Below are 18939 nucleotides of genomic sequence, written 5' to 3' on the forward strand. Positions count from 1 at the left end.
TGTATGATGAATTTATCAGTGTAGATACTTGATTATATTGAAATTATTTGATTAACCGCATCTATTGTGCAGTCTTCCAAAAGTAAGTACTCAATATCTATCTGGTTGATGATAAAAGTTTATCCAGCGGCGCTTATTGCTACTGCATTTTTTTAAGACGAAACGAGCATTTTATATGGCGAACGATATCAAACACCTGCGTAACATTGCAATTATTGCCCACGTTGACCACGGTAAAACAACTTTGGTTGACAAGTTATTACATCAGTCTGGTACTTTTGGCGACCGTGCAAACATTGCTGAACGTGCAATGGATTCAGGCGATATTGAGCAAGAACGTGGTATTACCATTTTGGCTAAAAATACAGCCATCCGCTGGACAGATAAGACTGATGATACTGAATATCGTATCAACATTGTTGATACCCCAGGTCACGCCGACTTTGGTGGTGAAGTTGAGCGTGTAATGTCTATGGTTGACTGCGTGCTTCTAGTCGTTGATGCGGTTGATGGCCCAATGCCACAGACCCGTTTTGTGACGCAAAAAGCGTTCGAGCAAGGTCTAAAACCTATCGTTGTCATCAATAAAATTGACCGTCCTGGCTCACGCCCTGACTGGGTAATGGATCAAATCTTTGATCTTTTTGATAACTTGGGTGCAACTGATGAACAGCTTGATTTCCCAGTTGTTTATGCCTCAGCATTGAATGGTATTGCAGGTTTGGAAGCTGACGATTTGGCTGATGACATGACACCGCTTTTCAAAACAATTGTTGATGTGGTTCAGCCTCCTCAAGTTGATGCTGACGCACCTTTCCGTATGCAAATCTCAAGCCTTGATTACAACAGTTTTGTTGGCGTTATCGGCATTGGTCGTATTCAGCGTGGTAAAGTTAAAACCAATACTCAAGTGACTGTAATCGACAAAAACGGCAATACCCGTAATGGCCGTATTTTGAAAATTATGGGTTATCATGGTCTTGATCGTATTGATGTTGAAGATGCACAAGCTGGTGACATCGTTTGTATTACTGGTATTGATTCGCTTAATATCTCAGATACGATTTGTGATCCTAGTGCTGTCGAAGCATTACCAGCATTAACGGTTGATGAACCTACCGTTTCAATGAACTTCCAAGTAAATAACTCACCTTTTGCTGGTCGTGATGGCAAGTTTGTGACCTCGCGTAATATCCGTGAGCGTCTTGAGCGTGAATTGATTCATAACGTAGCATTACGTGTAGAAGATACAGAGTCTCCTGATAAATTTAAAGTATCAGGTCGCGGTGAGTTACATCTGTCTGTATTGATTGAAAACATGCGCCGTGAAGGTTTTGAGATGGGTGTTTCAGGCCCAGAAGTTATCGTTAAAGAAGTTGATGGTAAATTACAAGAGCCGTATGAAAACGTTGTTTTTGATATTGAAGATGAGCATCAAGGTTCTATCATGGAGCAGGTTGGCTTGCGTAAAGGCGAGATGACCAACATGGAGCTTGATGGTAAAGGTCGTATGCGTATCGAAGCGACGATGCCTGCCCGTGGTTTGATCGGTTTCCGTTCTGAGTTCTTAACGTTGACCTCAGGAACTGGTATCATGACGTCAAGCTTCTCACATTACGGTCCACAAAAGATCGGTGATGTTGGTGGTCGCTCGAATGGTGTCTTGGTTTCTATGGCGAAGGGTGTTTGCTTAGGTTTTGCGCTATTTAACCTACAAAAACGCGGTAAGTTATTTGCTGAGCCACAGCTTGAAGTTTACGAAGGTATGATCGTTGGTCTTAACTCACGTAACGATGATATGGCTGTTAACCCAACGACTGCTAAGCAGTTAACCAACGTTCGTGCGAGTGGTACTGATGAAGCATTGACGTTGACTCCAGCAGTCAAGTTCACACTTGAGCAAGCGCTTGAATTCATTCAAGATGATGAATTGGTTGAAGTAACACCTAAGGCGATTCGTCTACGTAAGCGCTATTTGACTGAAAGTGAGCGTAAGCGTCACGGCCGTGGTAAAAAAGGTGCTTAATATTGAGCCATGAATTACTGAGTAATTTATTGGATTGATATTTTGTAGAAGCATTTGATGCTGTTGTTATTTAATAATAGGCATCAAGATAGCTAAAAAATTAGCAGTGTAGAGTGAACTAAATATGGTTCATTTTATGCTGCTTTTTTTTGTTGTAATTTCCATAAAATATAGACAGAATAACCGACAGTAGTAGTGTTTCTTACTATTACTCTTAAGGCTCAAGATTGGGTCGACTGTTGAGATACTTATTCGATTATAGATTGGTATTTTGAGGAGAAAATAATGAGTATGGTTTCTGAGTTTAAAGAATTCGCTCTAAAAGGTAATGTGATGGACTTAGCGGTCGGTGTCATTATCGGTGGGGCATTTACTACTATCACAACGTCCTTAGTTGAAGACATTATTATGCCAATAGTGGCCTTCATAGCAGGTGGCGAAATCAATTTCAAAAACATGTTCTTAGTGTTGGGTGATGCGCCTGAAGGCGTTGCCATGACCTATGATGCCCTCAAAGCGGCTGGCGTTCCTGTATTAGCCTACGGCAGTTTCATTACCGTACTGATTAATTTCTTAATTTTAGCATTTATTATTTTTATGATGGTTAGAATGGTTAATAAAATGCGTCGTAAAGAAGAAGTACAAGAGTTGGTAAAACAACCTTCAGAAGAGGTGCAATTGCTTCGTGAAATTAGTGCTAAATTAGGTAATACCGCTGTTTCAAAATAAAATATGATGATTTGATTAAAAACACAAAAAAGGCTAACGTCGTGTTAGCCTTTTTTATGGATAATTTATAAATGCATTGTCTTTAGCGCAGTTGTATCATTTAACCAGCTGTTAATATAAAGACTATGGCGTAACTACGACATAATCGTTGGTATTAATCAAAATCTCAGATGGTTGATCAACGACAATACGGACAACATTATCATTAGTCACTTGTGATTTGTAATAATTGTCTTCAGCCACAGTACAACCTAAACAACGTCCCATCGCATCCCAAGGTTCAACAAAAAGTTTCTGCTGCGCCTGATCCGCATTACCACCGATAAGCGAGAAGGGTAGACTAACTAGGTAGGCGGCAGTACCAGCAACGGCACTGACCAGTTGTAAAGGTTTACCCACTACAGTATCAACCACCATTGTCTCATAAGAAGGCCCAAAGTCTGTCTCATCAATTTCTATGGCTGCCAAGGCAGGCTGCATAGTAGCAGCCATTAAACTTAAGCTTGCGACTATAGTAAAGGCTTTTTGCTTAACTGTGCGTTGGTTTTTAGCTTTAACAGTCATAACGATGTCCTAAAATTCATAATTGGTATGATTAATGGCTGCTGCTATTCCCACACAGAGACAATTTCCCTATATAAACAATGCGCAACGATAAGTAATCTAAATATATTACAGATGTATAAACATTATGCACTATTTATGTAAGTGCTCATACTATTAAAGCAATATGTGTGTCAATAAGCAACAAAAATGGCGCGCGATATAATGATATTAGTGCAAAATAATAGGACACTCAGTCAAGAGTATTGTGCTGCCATATTCTACTACTTGATACCTAAGTTATTCTGGTATTTAAGGCAAAACAGATAGTGATAGTTTCAGATAATATTTAAAGGATTGGCTGACAGTTAGGACAGAATACACTGGCACGACCATTAATTTTGATATTCTCAAGCACGGCATCACAATGCGGACAAGTTTCCCCTTGTCTACCATAGACATTTAATGTTTGCTGGAAGTAACCAGTTTGACCATCTGCTACGGTGAAGTCTCGCAGTGTCGAACCACCAAGCGTTATCGCCTTTTGTAGAATAACTTTAATATGATCGACCAAAATAATCATCTGAGCATGGGACAGTTGGTGAGCGGGGGTGGCTGGATGAATAGCTGATAAATATAGGCTTTCAGTTGCATAGATATTACCGACACCCACGACGACCTGTTGTTCCATGATGACTGATTTTATAGCACGAGCAATGGGATGCTTCTTTGATTTGGCTTTGCCAATTGCTACGGTATCAGCACTGTGATCAAGCAAGTTTGACCGTTGAATCAATTGATACAGGTAGTCTGCAGTAAATTCATCTGATAATGGTTCAGGACCTAAATGATCTAATAGCTTAGCACTATAATCCTTGTGCCATAACACTGACCCAAAACGTCTTGGGTCATAGTAATGTAGCTGGACTTTTGTATTGTTAACGCCCTTAAAAACAATGATGAGATGATCATGCTTGCGCTTTTCAGTACCGTAGCTCTGCTGTTGCAGGCTGCCCGACATGCCTAAATGAACCAAAAGTTGACGTGGTACTAACGTATCAGTTTGAGCCGCAGCGCTATCATCATTGGGTAATAAAGGTAAAAAGTTAAGAATTAAATATTTTGCGCGGCGCTCAACGCTATCTAGCGTGTAATCAATCAAGCTATCTAAATCATCTGGCATCGCCCAGCGCAGCTTTGGCTGAAAAACTTTTATATCGATAATGCGTTGCCCTAATAACGGTGCAAGGCTGGTTTTGGTTGTTTCTACTTCAGGCAGTTCAGGCATGATGTTTTTATAATAACCTTATGATTCAATGGACGTACTTTGTGATTTTATATCTAAGCGACGGCGCGGCGAGCATGCAAAATACCATGCTGTTGCTCTAGTTTCGCCAAAAGCTTAGATAGGTGCGCCAATCCTGAGACTTCAATATGAAATTTCAAAAAGGCAATGTTATCATCATTACTGAGCGTCTCAACTTGACGAATATTGACATTTTCTTTATCAATAATTTGCGTCAAATCACGCAACAGTCCACGCCTATCATAGGCTTCTACGTGAATATCAACGGGTTGATAACGACCAGCTTGTACCCGCCACGAAGCCTCTATTTCGCGCTCAGGATCGCGTTCAATCAAGCGCGAATATTCAGGGCAACCACGATTATGGACACTGACACCTCGTGATAAGGTGATGTAACCAGCAATTGGCTCGCCATGAACAGGGTGGCAACAGCCTGCTAGATTGATTTCTATATTATCCAGCCCATCGATACGAATTTTATAAGCATCGATTTTTCCTGCCTCTCTAGCATCTATACTTGGCGCAAAATTTTCTGGCGGTCTTTCAGGTTCTAGATGTAGCTGACGAGAGATGTGGCTGGTGAGTTGGTTGAGACCAATGTCGCCTGTGACCAATCCAACGATAATATCATCAGTCGTATTAACATGGAAATGCTGAATATAGTCGTTTAAATCGATACTATTGGGATGTACCGATAATCGCTCAAGCTCTTTACTGAGCATTTGACGACCAATTTCAATGTTCTTATCACGGTCTTGCTTATTGAACCATTGACGCAATTTTGAACGTGCGCGGTTGGTATGAATGTATCCAAGTGAAGCAACTAGCCAATCACGGTTGGGCTCACGTGATGCTTTGGTGATTATTTCAACTTGTTCACCCGTTTTGAGTTGATAGGTTAATGGTACATAGCGCTGATTGACTCGCGCAGCTTGGGCACGATTACCAACTTGTGTATGTACATAATAAGCAAAATCAAGAACGGTCGCCCCTTTTGGCAGTTCAGTAATGTCACCATCACGGCTAAAGATATAAATGCGTTCGAGCTCGTCAAAATCAACGAGTTGCTCTTCTTCGTCAAATTCCATGCCCTCTATTTCTTCACCTGTTAGTAAAGATGAGCGCGGTTGGTTACGAGTTTCATTATTGATAGATAACAATTGGCGCAGCGAGCTGATTCTTTGATTAAGATAATTGTCTTTTTTATTCTTTAGACCTTCTTTGTAGTTAACATGAGCACACATACCAAGCTCAGCTTCGAAGTGCATTTCATGAGTACGAATTTGCACTTCCAGTGACTTGTTTTCAGCAATGACTGCCGTATGTAGTGAGCGATAACCATTGGACTTGGGGTTGGTAATATAGTCATCGAATTGTTCTGGAATATATCGCCACAAGCCATGTACCAATCCAAGCACGTGGTAACAGTCTGACGGGTTGGTGACCAATACTCGCAGCGCACGAATGTCATAAAGCTGATCAAACGATAAGCCTTTGAGCTTCATTTTTCGGTAGATAGAGTAGATATGCTTGACACGTCCAGAGACTTCACCTTCGATATTAGCCTCTGCTAGTGCTTCATTGAGCTTATCTTGTACGCGCTGAATATAGGACTCGCGTTCGCTGCGTTTTTCGGAGAGCAGTTTGGCAATCTCTTTATAGCGTTCAGGCGCAAGGTAGCGAAAGGCTAAGTCTTCTAGCTCCCATTTAAGTTGCGCGATGCCCAAGCGATGCGCCAGTGGTGCATAAATAGTCATAACTTCACGCGCCACACGATTCTGTCGCTCTTCATTAGAAAAGGTCAATTCGCGCATGGCGAAAGTACGCTCAGCCAATTTGATAAGCACGACGCGTACATCATTGGTGACGGAAATTAGCATGCTATAAATATTAGATAGCTGGTCGCGCTGATTGTTTACGAAGTGATCTTCTAGACGCTTATTGCTTTCAATAATCTCAGACAGCTTACCCATTGCCAAGGTATCTTTGACTAAAGTTGATATGTCTACGCCGAATTTTTTCTCGATATCAGCGAGGCTTATGATTGATTTTCGTGCACTGCGATAGAGCATTGCAGCCACAAGAGCGTCTTCGTCTTGGTAGAGATAGGTCAATATGTCTGTCATGCCAATACCCGTGACATAAGCACCTGAACGCTCAGATTCGCTGGTATTCATATGACTACGAATAAATTCACAAGCAGCACTCAAGTGAGGAACAGACGCTTGTCCGATACGTTTGGCGACGTTGTCTAACCAAGTAGGAACATCAATATTGACTTGATCTAAATCAATTGCTTCCAGCTCTTTATCTGAGAGAGCATTATTTTTATCTAAAAGCGGGTTATCAGAATATTCGTTTTCAAGCTTTGGATCATGACTATGAAAGGCATGTAGTGCTGAGCGATCAAAAGTGGTGTGTAGCTTATGAGTGGACAGCTGGTATTTGATATCGAGGGGGATTTGGGCATAGCTATTGGCAGACTGGTGCGAGCGTTGGCTCGCGACCAGTTGAGCGGCAAGTGCTGCACTATCGGCTTGGGTGGTCTGTCCATCCACCAGCGGTAATCCTTCACGAATTTTTACCATAGCCGACTCCTCTTAGCTATTTTGAATTGATTATAACCTCATCTACTATGCACACACGTTGAACTTACGATTCATAAAGTATCAGCTATAAACCAATATAACTGCTAAAAAATCTGTTTTTTAGCAGTCATAAAATGCGCGTAAAATATATAAAGCTATGAGTGCAAACGTTCACAAGAATGGAAAAAACCAGCCTAGGAATATTGTTTACTATTATCTCACTTTAAAGAGACAAATCAAGCGAGGCTATGTAATGTCTGCGGTTAATCAGGATAAATAACCATCATTTTTTGCCACCGCTTGACTCAAATTTTGAATCAAGCTCAGTGACATGCAGTATGGCTATTTAACGCTCTGAACCGCTCACTTAACCGTAAATTGAATTACACCGCTACTTTTTCAAAACGAGCGATGGACTCAACATGACCGGTATGACAGAACATGTCCATTACGCCAGCATGAGTCAGACGATAGCCTTGCTCTAACAATGCTTTTGTATCACGGGCGAGGGTTGCAGGGTTGCAAGAGACATAAACGATTCGCTCAGCGTTAAATTTCGGCAAGTACTGCATAATTTCCCAAGCACCAGAACGCGGCGGGTCGATCAATAGCGCATCAAAGCCCTGATTTGCCCAAGGTTTATCAGTACAGTCTTGCGTCAAATCTTGGCTATAAAATTCTGTATTATTGATGCCATTACGACGTGCGTTATCGGCTGCACGTGCGGTCATCGCTTCGCTGCCTTCAACACCAACCACAGAACCTGTCTCACCAACGAGGCGCGCAAGTGGCAAGCTAAAGTTGCCTAGACCACTGAATAAATCAAGTACGCGTTCACCTGCTTTTAAGTCTAACAAATCGCAAGCAAGCTTGGTCATTTGACGATTAACGGACAGGTTCACTTGGGTAAAATCTGTCGGGATAAACTCGAAAGTCAAATCGTATTCTGGCAATTGGTAATACAAACGACCAAATTGCTGGCTCATGTCATCATCTGCAGTCAATGCAATACGCTGGATACTGTCCGCACCTTTAGACTGCAAGTATAGCTGCCAGTTGCGTTCGGCAAAAAACACTTTTAACTTTTCTATATCAGCGTCTGATAACGGCTCCAAGTTGCGTACGATAAGGGCAACGGGCTGATTGCCATCTGGCAGCTCAGGCATTTCCTCACCCATGGCCAACTCAAGCTGAGCAATCTTATTACGACTCTCTAGCGTACTAATCAGTGTTTTTAAGTTTTCAATCTCAAAACCAATTCTTGGATCTAAAATATGACACTCATTTAATTCTGCCAAAAAGTTACTTGAGCGCTCACGAAAACCGACAAGCGCGGTTTCTTTTTTGGTGACATAACGCACACCCAATCGTGCTTTGGTACGATAACCAAGACGATCACCAACCACTGGAGCGAGCCAGTTATCAGGCGTGACATTGGCTTGGTGTATCAGCATTTCAGCCAGTACAGATTGCTTAAAGTTGATTTGACCGTCTGGCTGCCAGTGTTGCAAATTACAGCCACCACACACCCCAAAATGTGGGCAGGGCGGTACGGCACGTTCAGAATTTGGATTGGCAGTAATACTGACAGCCTCGCCTTCTTCAAAGCTGGCACGGCTATTGGTTATTTTGACCAAGGCACTTTCACCTGGCAATGCAAAGCTTACAAAGATTTTTTTGCCATGTTTGTCTTCGATATGGCCATCGTCTATACCAAAACCATTACCATAAACGGCAACGCCGCGACCATCATGCGACAAACCATCAATGGTGAAGGGCAGAGGTTCTGCATCCTTTAGACGGCGGCGTGTCTTTGATGAGGGTTTAGATTTTTTCTTATTAGGCGGAATAGTAATCGTTTGGGTCTCGCTCGTTGCTGGCGTAACATCAGAGGTTGTAGACGTTTTTGAATCGGTGGGTTGCATAAACCTGCCTTAATAATAAATGATAAATAATTAAAAAAATGAGGATAAACGCGATGTCTTATAACGCGCCTTCATATAACTTCATTTGTTATGATGTGGGCGCAGATGACCAATCAGCGATGAAGTCTTGATGGCGAGCATGACCATCCGCTTGGGTATATTTTACTAAATAGTCATAGCTCTGCTGCTGCCAAGCGTCAAAATCTTGTGAGGATAATTGTCCAGTTAAACGCAACCAGCGCAAATAGATTAGCCATGTATTCATGACGTCAGACTCGCAATAAATAGACAGCGTTTGCCAGTCATCGTTATTGACAAGCTCACCAACCATACTACCGTCGACAGCTGTTTTACCCGGTAGACCATATAAGCTTGCGACAATATCCATGGCTTCGCGGCGGCTGGCACCATACTGGCTAAATCTGTCCATCAAATCAAGGTGACGCGTGTGGAAGCGATTGACGTAATTATCAAAGCGCATATTTTTGATGCGCTCGCCTTCTTCAAATAACCATGGCGCTGATAAATCGTATTGCATAGCCCGATATATCAGTACAGGGATATCAAAACCTGAGCCATTCCAACTAATAAGCTGAGGCAGTTTTTCAAGGTCACTAAATGCCCGAAAAAATTTGGCAAGAATATCTTTTTCACTGAATTTATCAGCGGTCAATGAGAACAACGAAAACTTGCCATCTTTGATATATAACGCTGAGATACAGACGATACGCTGCAGTGGCAAGCGCATAAAATCATGCCCAGCTTCTTGTATTCGAAGCGCTGTGAGTGCGCTCAACGCATCTGCATCATTCAACTCTGCCAATTGCGGATAGATACGGCGCGCCGCATCGGTATCAGCGACAGTTTCGATATCAAAGACCAATATAGGGTCGGATGGTAGAGCTTGTGACATAAGAAATCCTGATTGAATCAACTAAACTTAGCAGCGTTGTCTGTGCGTTAATTAACTTCTATATTGTTATCGACATTGCTGGCGTCAATATTGTCGTCGTGAATATTGTATAAACCCGTCGACAAATAACGATCGCCGCGATCACAGACAATAAAGGCGATGACGGCATCAGGGTTTTCTTTAGCGACTTGTACGGCAGCCCATGCTGCAGCACCTGATGAAACGCCCGCGAAAATACCTTCGGTTTTGGCCAGTTTGCGCATATAAACTTCTGCGATACGCTGATCCACATCCATGATTTCATCAACCAAATCTGCGTTAAAGATACCCGGCATGTAAGCTGCAGGCCAGCGGCGAATACCAGCAATCGAAGCTTCTTCATCAGGTTGTAGTCCGATGATTTTGATATCTGGATTTTGTTCTTTGAGGTATTGCGATACACCGGTAATAGTACCAGTGGTGCCCATTGAGCTAATAAAATGAGTGATTTTCCCTGCCGTTTGCGCCCACAGTTCAGGCCCTGTGGTCAGGTAATGGGCTTGACTGTTATCAGGGTTATTAAACTGATCCAATACGATGCCTTTGCCATCTGCTTGCATTTGCAGCGCCAAATCGCGTGCGGCTTCCATGCCTTCATCCACCTCGATTAACGTCGCACCATACGCAATCATGGCATCTTTGCGCTCTTGAGTTGAATTGGTTGGCATCAGTAGCGTTATCGGATAGCCACGCATCGCGGCGACCATGGCTAAAGCGATACCCGTATTGCCACTCGTGGCTTCAATCAGCATGTCGCCCGCTTTGATGTCACCGCGCTGTTCTGCTTGATAAATCATATTAAACGCAGGACGATCTTTAACAGACCCCGCTGGATTGTTACCTTCAAGCTTGGCCAGTAACGCAGCACCATTGGTCAGCTGCTCTTGCTCAGGTAAGCGCTGCAATTTAACCAATGGCGTCTGACCGACACAATCAGCAAGTTTGGTGACTTGAGTAATGAAATTAGAGTTGGAGATAGCCGTTGCGGACATAAAGTATCCTTGTTAATTTTTAAAATTGATTTTTAATTACCGTTTATTTTTTAATTATCATTTTGATTTTTGAATAAATATCTTGATACGGCTGCTATTGAGTGAAGTGAGTGATTTGATTGTTAATGACATTTCTGTCGCTTTAACCAAATAGCAATAAATGAAAAGTTGCGTCATTATATCATTTTGTTTTTGGCTACGCTGAAGGCATCAAGAGATTTTGGTAAATGAGTGGTGTTTAAAAAGGGCTGGACAGTTAAAATGCCTTTGCGTCATAGCCACTCACCATGATCGATGAAATGCGTTATAGTTATGGCAATATATAGGTACGGCAATAACAAGAACCATTAAATTTTATCATGGGTAGGCAGTTATTATTTTTAAAATGACGATAGCTTTGAAATGAGAATAGCTTTGAAATGAGCACAGCCCCTAAAAAAATTATGATTGGCTAACACCGCTTACCGCCGCTATTGATTCATAGTGCAATTTTCTGTAGAGAGTAAAGCTAGCATGGCATACAAAAAACGTTTTGATACTAGCAGTGCGTATGGCCAGTTGATTATATTGGTGTTTCTACCCATTTGTATCTTGGCAGCGGTGGGCGGTATTTTGGTCTTTTATGAGACCATGCGTGCCAGCAATTCCGAACAAGAAGTATTGGCGGAGGCGGTGCTGATTCGTTATACCCCAGCGATTGCAGAGCTAATCCCTGAGCTGTTAGCGCAAGAGCGCCAGCAAGCAGACGGCGAACCCAATGCGGATGGCGAAGTCAGAGCAAATGATGCCACTCAAACGACCATCACGAAGCTTGAGGAAATACAAGATAAACTGGGTCGTATGCAGTCCGAGCAACATGTACAGCGTATTGCGATCATCAATGAAAGCAATCAAGTGCTCGCCGCAGTCGGCTATGGACTGAACGAAGCATGGCCTGTAATAGAGACAAAAGAGAATTTTTTATCGCAGCAACCAACACCTATTGGAACCGCTTATGGCAGTGTGTTAGGGGAGTTTGAAGGACAAAAGCTGTGGCTGCTCGTCGATATGGACAATGAACCACTCTATATCGCCCGCTACCGTATCGCCATGGCGTTAGTGATTACTGGCTTGTTCACCATTTTGATTTTATTGCTGAGTTTAAATATTTATTCAAAGCGCTGGATAGCACCAATTTATGAGCTACGTTTGCAGTTGCAGCGTACCCATGTCGACAATTTGTATCAGCCTATTCCCGTTGAGTCAGATGGTGAGCTGAACTTATTGCAGCAAGACTTGGTCAAAACTTTGCGCCGTTTGCATAGAAGCTTTCAGGAATTAAAAGACCATGCCGAGCAAACTGAGGATGATTTGCGCCTCGCGTTTGATGAGATGGAAATGCAAAACATCTCTATTCGTAATGCACGTGATGCGGCAATTTCAACCAGCCAAGCAAAATCGGCGTTTTTGGCCAATATTAGCCACGAGCTGCGCACGCCATTAAACAGTATCGATGGCTTTATTAATTTGCTAGCAAGGCATGGCGAATTGAATCCTGAACAAGATTTGTACGTGCAAACCATACGTAAGTCATCAGCACACTTGCTTGCCTTGGTTAACGATGTTTTGGATTTCTCCAAAATTGAAGCGGGCAAGCTGGTACTTGACCGTCATGAGTTTGACCTTTATGACACCATTTATGACGTGGTCGATATGCTTTCGCCGGTATCCGCAGAAAAAGGTCTGCGCATGGCGGTGCTGTTTTATAATGATGTACCGATGCGCATCAATGGCGATGCCCTGCGCCTCAAGCAAGTATTGACCAATATCGTGGGCAATGCGATTAAATTTACCGACAGTGGTGATGTGGTAGTGCGTGTCAGCTTGGATGATCATCGTGATAATTATCTCATGATCAGTGTGCAAGACAGCGGTAAGGGCATCTCTTTAGCCGATCAAAAGATGCTGTTCCAAAGCTTTAGTCAAGGCGACCCTTCAATCACTCGTCAGTATGGCGGTACAGGGTTGGGGCTCGTTATTTCCAAGCAATTAACGCGGCTGATGGGCGGTGATATTGGCTTTCATGATAATGCTCAAGAGAATATTGCCAATCAGGGCGCGACGTTTTGGTTTCGGATGCCAGCACATGTCGATGTGTTAGAAGCCGCTACTGGCCAGACAATTGAGCTTCCAGTCTTGGCTCCATTGGCGAGTGAGACCGATGAGTTTAATGTATTGGTATGGATCAATCATACCGCCTCTATCCAAGTGCTCAAAGCCAGCTTGCAATATTTGCCGATTAAATTGACCCAAGCCAATTCCTTACCAGGCGTACTTGAGTCATTAAAAGAGTATGGTAATTATTGGGATTGGGTCATCGTCGATGATGATACCCAAGACGATATGATGGCATTACTCAAACAAATTCGTCTGCATTATCAAGGTAAGCTTGCGGTATTTGGCTATCAAGTTGCTGCCGATCAAGCATTATTAAATCGTTATCATGCCAATATTTTGTATGAGCCTTTAGACAAAAGACAGCTTTATGCCATGCTCGACACCCAAAATCGCAGTACCAAAAAAAGCGTGCAAGAACCGCGCTGGACAGGGGTGACGGTACTGGCAGTCGACGATCATCTGCCCAATCTGTTGGTGCTCGATGCATTACTTAGTGAGCTTGGCATCCAAGTCATCACAGCGAGTAGTGGTTTTGACGCCATAGAAATTATCAGTAAACAACAAACCAAAAATCTTAAAACCACAAAGAATGATAAGCAAAGTCTGTCGAATAAAACGCAAATCTCTAAAGCTGAAACGCGCGATGAGGTGAATAAAAAATCAAATAGTACGCTTTATGAAGAGATGAATACCGACGATAAAGTTGCTACTCAGGATAAAGGTCATATTGATCTAATATTCATGGACATCCAAATGCCGCGTATGTCAGGGCATGAAGCTGCAAGACAAATTCGCAACATTGAAAATGATGATAGCCGTATCCCGATTATTGCGTTGACTGCACATGGTTTGGCTGATGAGCGAGACAAACTGATCGCCAGTGGCATCAATGACTATGTAGGTAAACCCATTAGCCAGCCTCAGTTATTACAAGTGCTGCAAAAATGGCTTGGACGCACAACGACAATGCCGCAGTTAACAGCGTTGCCTGATACCAATCTGCACAGTACGGATGTGCACAATACTGATGTGCAGGTCATCGATTTGTCAAAAGATAACTCACACTCTACTGATTTACAGAATAGGGAGGCTGAAACGTATTCAACGTGGCCATCAGACTCTACAACCATTGCCTATCCTATGGTGAAAGGTGATGAAAATAACCGTCATAGCGGTTCTAATACAATCAATCAGCCAAAAATAACGCGTCCTTTATCATTGAAGAAAATTCGTGATAATTACTTGCGAGACAGCCAACCACGCGAGGATTATAGACGCGAAACACCGCGTGACACCCAGCCACGCTATGAGAACTTGCGCTTACATAAACAAGGACAGTCGCCACTATTAAAGCCATCGGAAACACCGATAAATAGTGCTCACAACGGAGTAGCAACGCCTACAGATTCACACACATATGCGCAAGAAACAAAGAGTTGGGACAGCAGTCACCACCATTTAAGCCATCACTCTTTGGGGGCTAACGAAGGTGATGGGTTTGCTATTTTAGATTGGCAAGACGCGTTGACCCGCTCAGCGAATAAGCCCGACTTGGCAGCCAAGCTTATCATTATGATGCTTGATACTATTAATGATGAAAAGCAGGCGTTGACGCAAGCGTGGGACGCCCGTGATCGCAGTATGCTAGCGCAAATTGCCCATCGCATCTTAGGCGGCAGTCGTTATACTGGGGTGCCGCAATTACGTCAGGCCAGTCAAGACCTAGAAGATAAATGCCTGCTGAATGTCCAACACACCACCCCTGCGCAGTTTGCCATGCTTGAGCCATATTATGCCGCATTAATAACAGCGTTAAATAACTTGCAGGCGCTGGATTTATCAGCCTATCCTCAGCTCAATTATCATCGTTTGAGTGAAAATGATATGACGTGGAAAATGATTTAGAACAGTTGGTTTTTTGACACTGTTGGTTTATGACATTAAGGTTGAATCGAATCTTTGCAGTCAGTTATTGATGAGGTAGCGTCGTAACAAGGCTGTTAATATTGTTGCCATCAGCTTTAGACATATCGGCATCATATTTAGATGCCATTTCTATTTTATTCATGAATAAGGATTGTTATGAACGCGATTGCCACTTACCAATATGAAACCTTACAAGTTAGTACGACCGACAATATACTTACGGTAACCTTGAATCGCCCACACAAAAAAAATGCCATGAGCTTTAAAGTGGTGAAAGAATTGATAGCTGTCGCAGAACGCATTGGTAAAGATAAAACGATACGTGCGGTGATTCTAAATGGCGCTGAAGGCACGTTTTGTGCAGGCATCGACTTGGGTGATTTAAATCATCCAAAAAATCAAGCGTTCGCCGTTTGGGAGCTTATAAAGCCATGGCAGAGTTCATTCCAGCGTGTTTGTCTGGTATGGCGCGATGTGCCTGTACCGGTCATTGCCGTACTAGAAGGCTATTGTATTGGTGCAGGTCTTCAGCTAGCGCTGGCTTGCGATGTGCGTATCAGTCATCCAGATTGCAAGCTGTCTATTATGGAAGCTAAGTGGGGGCTGGTACCTGACATGGGTTTGACGCAATCGGCGTTTGGCGTGGTACGTGAAGATGTGCTAAAAGAGCTTGCCATGAGTGCGCGTATCGTGACTGCCAGTGAGGGCAAAGCATTGGGTCTTGTCAGCCATTGCAATGAAACGCCACTTGATCAGGCGCAAAAGCTCGCTGCTGAATTTGCAGAGCGCTCTCCTGATGCGGTGTTGGCGAGTAAGCGTGTGGTCAATGCTATGTTCCAGCAGCCAGCCACTACTTTATATAAAGAAAAAGTATGGCAGCTTAAAATGATGCTCGGTCGTAATCGCAAGCTTGCTTTAAGAAAAGCCAAGCAAGCCAGTACGGCATTTGGCAAGCGCCAGTTCCGCTAGATATTTTTTACTAATTATGCCGCTACGCTAACGCTCAGACCTATTTTGATAAATTATTGTGATTGTTTTTAGTTGTTATTGTTTGTTTTATTCACGTCATACCTCTATTGAAATATGAGCGGATAGTACGATATAACACTGTCCACTTGCGCCGCTGTATGCAAATGTGCACTAATGGTGGCAATGACCCTTGTTTTCAGTATTGAGTAAAGACTAAATATTAAAGACAATGGAAGCCTGAATAATACAATAACAATCACTAGAGTGTATTGAACCTTTATAACGATTCAATACACTCTATATAAAATGGTCTGAATATGTCTGCTCCAAAATCCTCTCTACCCAATCGACCCGTTGCTTCTGAGCGTGTACGCTCTGCTGATTTGCCTGTTGCATGGATTATGATGCTTGGACTTATCGTGGCAGTGGGACCATTGTCTATTGATATGTATCTGCCGGCATTACCATCGATGGCAGATGACTTTGGCGTATCCACAGCCTTTATGGCCAATTCTGTTCCTGCCTATTTTTTAGGCTTGGTATTTGGTCAGTTATTTTATGGACCATTTAGTGATCGTGTTGGTCGCGTTAAGCCTTTATATATCGGTATGACGCTATATGTCATCGCCTCCATTGTTTGTGCGACTACTAATAACGAGTATGTATTGTTTGTTGGACGGACGATGCAAGCGCTTGGTGCCTGTGTCGGCGCGGTGGTCACTCGTGCCGCGATTCGCGATCGATTGACTGCTAAGCAAACCGCAAAAGCCTTTTCTATTATGATTTTGGTGATGGGTTTAGCGCCGATATTAGCCCCATCGCTTGGTGCGCTATTTCTACAGTTTTTTAGCTGGCACTCTATTTTTTGGTTTTTGGCTGCTTTTGGCACGTTGAATTTATTACTCACAAAGTTTTTCTTCTTTGAAACGTTGACGGAAGAAAATCGTAATGTACGTCCTGCAAGAGAGGTACTGAGTCAATACTGGGACTTATTAAAAGACCCGACGTTCAATTATCCAGCGATTGGTGGCGGCCTGCTGATGGGGGCGATGTTTGTTTATATCAGTTCAGCCTCTGAGCTGATTATGGATACCTATGGGGTATCCGCTACCCACTTCGCTTGGCTATTTGGGATGAATGCTGCTGGTTTTGTGGGTTTGACTCAGCTGAATCAGTGGCTTACCAATCGCTTTCGTATTTTGAGTATTTTGCGCTTTGGTGCGATGATGCAGGTTATTTCTGCAGGGGTGCTATTTGTAATAGGTCTATTTTTGGGTACTGATGCTTGGCTTCCACTGGTACTGGCTTGTATTTTCTTCTGTATCGCAGGCTTAGGTCTTACTCAGCCAAATGCTTCTGCTATTGCGCTGGCCTTTCAAAAACGCCGAGCGGGCATGGCAAGTGCGCTACAAGGCTCGCTCATGTTTTCAGTCGGTATCTTTGGTGGATTATTATTAAACCTATTTCCAGTTAATCCTGTACTCAAAATTGGTATTGCGATGTTCGCTTTGATGAGTCTTGGCTGTTTTTTAATTTGGCAGATAGATCGTAATTTAAATCTGGACGATGCGGAGTAAGCCAGAGACTTTATAATTCTTGCACTAGCATCTTAAAAGGCATTCTTACATTGATTATGTAAGGATGCTTTTTTTGTGCTTTTTATTTTATTTTTTGCCTAAAAATGCTCATAAAACAAGACCATATTACAAGTTTTCAGTCGTAAAGGTAGACTTATGTACGCCCTTAATATCCTTTATTTGCCATATATAACAAGTTGTACGTAATAACTAAACATAATTATTGCAATCATAAAGTTAGGCAAGTATTATCAAACGTAACTTTCTGTAAGTAAGTATTGTGAAGATATTGCCTAACCTTGCTAGATTGTCATTAATTAATATGTACAACCACGTGAAGCTTTAAGGGTAAATTATGATGCAGTTATATCGAGTGTTACCAATTGTATTGAGTGTTGGCCTGTTTGGCTGCGGTAACTCTTCCACTCAAGAAAATGCCAATTCGACTGGTACGCCAGTAACAGAAAATAAAGATAATTTTGTCAGTAATTTGCCTGATACGGCACCAACATTAAAGGTCGCTATGACGGGTGATTTACCGCCTTTCTCATTTCAAGATGACTATGGCAATATGCAGGGCACGGACGTTGATTCCATTAGAGCTATCGGCGAGGAGCAAGGCTTTAAAGTCGAGTTTTATAAAGAAACTTGGCAAGACATGTTCGATAGTGTGGAGTCAGGAAAACGTGATTTAGCTATTTCTGGTATCTCTTATAAAGATGATCGTGCGGTAAGATATGGTCTATCAACGCCTTACTTTTTTAACCCAGCTACCATCATGTACTTGGAAGGTAAGTTTGATATCAAAGGCTTAAACGATATAAAGGGTCTAAAAACTGGCACGTTGGCAGGTTCTAAAGAAGAAGATACTCTAAAACAGATGGGTAGCTCGGTTGAGTTGGTTTCAAGATCTACTGCATTTTTGGCTTATCAGGACTTAGTACAAGGTAAGACTGATGTTTTCTTATACGACATGCCAGTGCTGCAGTACATCATAAAAGGTTATCCAGAACATAAAGTGAAGATTGTACCTTATGAAGCGGCAGACGCACCTTCAGCGCAACAAGTTGTATTAATGGCAAAAGAAAATACTCAGTTGATTAATACGGTTAATGAGGGTATTGCTAAATTGAAAGAAAAAGGGACATTTCAAGAAATTGAAGAGCGCTGGTTAGGTGAGGCTGTACCTGCATCTGCTGATAAGAGCAATTCTGATACTAATACTACGCAATTGAACTAAGGAATTCTG

Annotated in this window: 12 protein-coding genes; 6 read left to right on the plus strand and 6 right to left on the minus strand. The window is 42.6% G+C overall.

The window, feature by feature from the left end:
• Positions 1 to 175: 175 nt before the first annotated feature.
• On the plus strand, positions 176 to 2026 hold the full coding sequence (gene typA / locus C8D84_RS06820) for a translational GTPase TypA (RefSeq protein WP_055125731.1): 1851 nt from the start codon (positions 176 to 178) through the stop codon (positions 2024 to 2026).
• Between the two features lie 285 nt (positions 2027 to 2311).
• A complete protein-coding gene (mscL, locus tag C8D84_RS06825) occupies positions 2312 to 2755 on the plus strand; it encodes a large conductance mechanosensitive channel protein MscL (protein WP_109590994.1) in 444 nt (147 codons plus the stop codon).
• A gap of 123 nt (positions 2756 to 2878) precedes the next feature.
• Here mscL and C8D84_RS06830 read toward each other — a convergent pair whose 3' ends face one another.
• The 6 genes from C8D84_RS06830 to cysM all read right to left on the minus strand — a co-directional run bounded on the left by C8D84_RS06830 (position 2879) and on the right by cysM (position 11061).
• A complete protein-coding gene (locus C8D84_RS06830; RefSeq protein ID WP_087813997.1) occupies positions 2879 to 3319 on the minus strand; it encodes a hypothetical protein in 441 nt (146 codons plus the stop codon).
• A 328-nt stretch (positions 3320 to 3647) separates the two neighbouring features.
• On the minus strand, positions 3648 to 4586 hold the full coding sequence (gene mutM / locus C8D84_RS06835) for a bifunctional DNA-formamidopyrimidine glycosylase/DNA-(apurinic or apyrimidinic site) lyase (protein ID WP_109590996.1): 939 nt from the start codon (positions 4584 to 4586) through the stop codon (positions 3648 to 3650).
• A 53-nt stretch (positions 4587 to 4639) separates the two neighbouring features.
• Positions 4640 to 7192, minus strand: a complete 2553-nt coding sequence (locus C8D84_RS06840; protein ID WP_109590998.1) for a RelA/SpoT family protein — start codon at positions 7190 to 7192, stop codon at positions 4640 to 4642.
• 383 nt (positions 7193 to 7575) lie between these two features.
• On the minus strand, positions 7576 to 9117 hold the full coding sequence (rlmD, locus tag C8D84_RS06845; protein WP_109591000.1) for a 23S rRNA (uracil(1939)-C(5))-methyltransferase RlmD: 1542 nt from the start codon (positions 9115 to 9117) through the stop codon (positions 7576 to 7578).
• 88 nt (positions 9118 to 9205) lie between these two features.
• Complete coding sequence (locus tag C8D84_RS06850) at positions 9206 to 10030, minus strand: 3'-5' exonuclease (protein ID WP_087814000.1); 825 nt, start codon at positions 10028 to 10030, stop codon at positions 9206 to 9208.
• Positions 10031 to 10077: 47 nt separating this feature from the next.
• Positions 10078 to 11061 carry a cysteine synthase CysM gene (cysM, locus tag C8D84_RS06855; RefSeq protein WP_087814001.1) on the minus strand — a complete coding sequence of 328 codons (984 nt, stop codon included), beginning with the start codon at positions 11059 to 11061 and terminating at the stop codon, positions 10078 to 10080.
• Between the two features lie 513 nt (positions 11062 to 11574).
• On the opposite strand from cysM, the gene C8D84_RS06860 reads away from it, so the two are divergent.
• From C8D84_RS06860 to C8D84_RS06875, 4 genes are all read left to right on the plus strand, one after another.
• The gene (locus tag C8D84_RS06860; RefSeq protein WP_109591002.1) at positions 11575 to 15123 is read left to right on the plus strand and encodes an ATP-binding protein; all 3549 of its coding nucleotides are present in this window, start codon (positions 11575 to 11577) and stop codon (positions 15121 to 15123) included.
• Positions 15124 to 15300: 177 nt separating this feature from the next.
• A complete protein-coding gene (locus C8D84_RS06865; protein WP_109591004.1) occupies positions 15301 to 16113 on the plus strand; it encodes a crotonase/enoyl-CoA hydratase family protein in 813 nt (270 codons plus the stop codon).
• A 317-nt stretch (positions 16114 to 16430) separates the two neighbouring features.
• Entirely contained in the window at positions 16431 to 17690 is a 1260-nt protein-coding gene (locus tag C8D84_RS06870) for a multidrug effflux MFS transporter (RefSeq protein WP_109591006.1), read from the plus strand.
• Between the two features lie 355 nt (positions 17691 to 18045).
• Positions 18046 to 18930 carry a transporter substrate-binding domain-containing protein gene (locus C8D84_RS06875; RefSeq protein WP_087814003.1) on the plus strand — a complete coding sequence of 295 codons (885 nt, stop codon included), beginning with the start codon at positions 18046 to 18048 and terminating at the stop codon, positions 18928 to 18930.
• Positions 18931 to 18939 lie beyond the last annotated feature (9 nt).

The sequence above is a fragment of the Psychrobacter immobilis genome (assembly GCF_003148585.1).
GTDB lineage: Bacteria > Pseudomonadota > Gammaproteobacteria > Pseudomonadales > Moraxellaceae > Psychrobacter > Psychrobacter immobilis.

Coding starts and splice junctions, on each gene's coding strand:
- typA (WP_055125731.1), top strand. CDS start 176: ATGGCGAACGATATCAAACACCTGCGTAACATTGCAATTATTGCCCAC.
- mscL (WP_109590994.1), top strand. CDS start 2,312: ATGAGTATGGTTTCTGAGTTTAAAGAATTCGCTCTAAAAGGTAATGTG.
- C8D84_RS06830 (WP_087813997.1), bottom strand. CDS start 3,319: ATGACTGTTAAAGCTAAAAACCAACGCACAGTTAAGCAAAAAGCCTTT.
- mutM (WP_109590996.1), bottom strand. CDS start 4,586: ATGCCTGAACTGCCTGAAGTAGAAACAACCAAAACCAGCCTTGCACCG.
- C8D84_RS06840 (WP_109590998.1), bottom strand. CDS start 7,192: ATGGTAAAAATTCGTGAAGGATTACCGCTGGTGGATGGACAGACCACC.
- rlmD (WP_109591000.1), bottom strand. CDS start 9,117: ATGCAACCCACCGATTCAAAAACGTCTACAACCTCTGATGTTACGCCA.
- C8D84_RS06850 (WP_087814000.1), bottom strand. CDS start 10,030: ATGTCACAAGCTCTACCATCCGACCCTATATTGGTCTTTGATATCGAA.
- cysM (WP_087814001.1), bottom strand. CDS start 11,061: ATGTCCGCAACGGCTATCTCCAACTCTAATTTCATTACTCAAGTCACC.
- C8D84_RS06860 (WP_109591002.1), top strand. CDS start 11,575: ATGGCATACAAAAAACGTTTTGATACTAGCAGTGCGTATGGCCAGTTG.
- C8D84_RS06865 (WP_109591004.1), top strand. CDS start 15,301: ATGAACGCGATTGCCACTTACCAATATGAAACCTTACAAGTTAGTACG.
- C8D84_RS06870 (WP_109591006.1), top strand. CDS start 16,431: ATGTCTGCTCCAAAATCCTCTCTACCCAATCGACCCGTTGCTTCTGAG.
- C8D84_RS06875 (WP_087814003.1), top strand. CDS start 18,046: ATGATGCAGTTATATCGAGTGTTACCAATTGTATTGAGTGTTGGCCTG.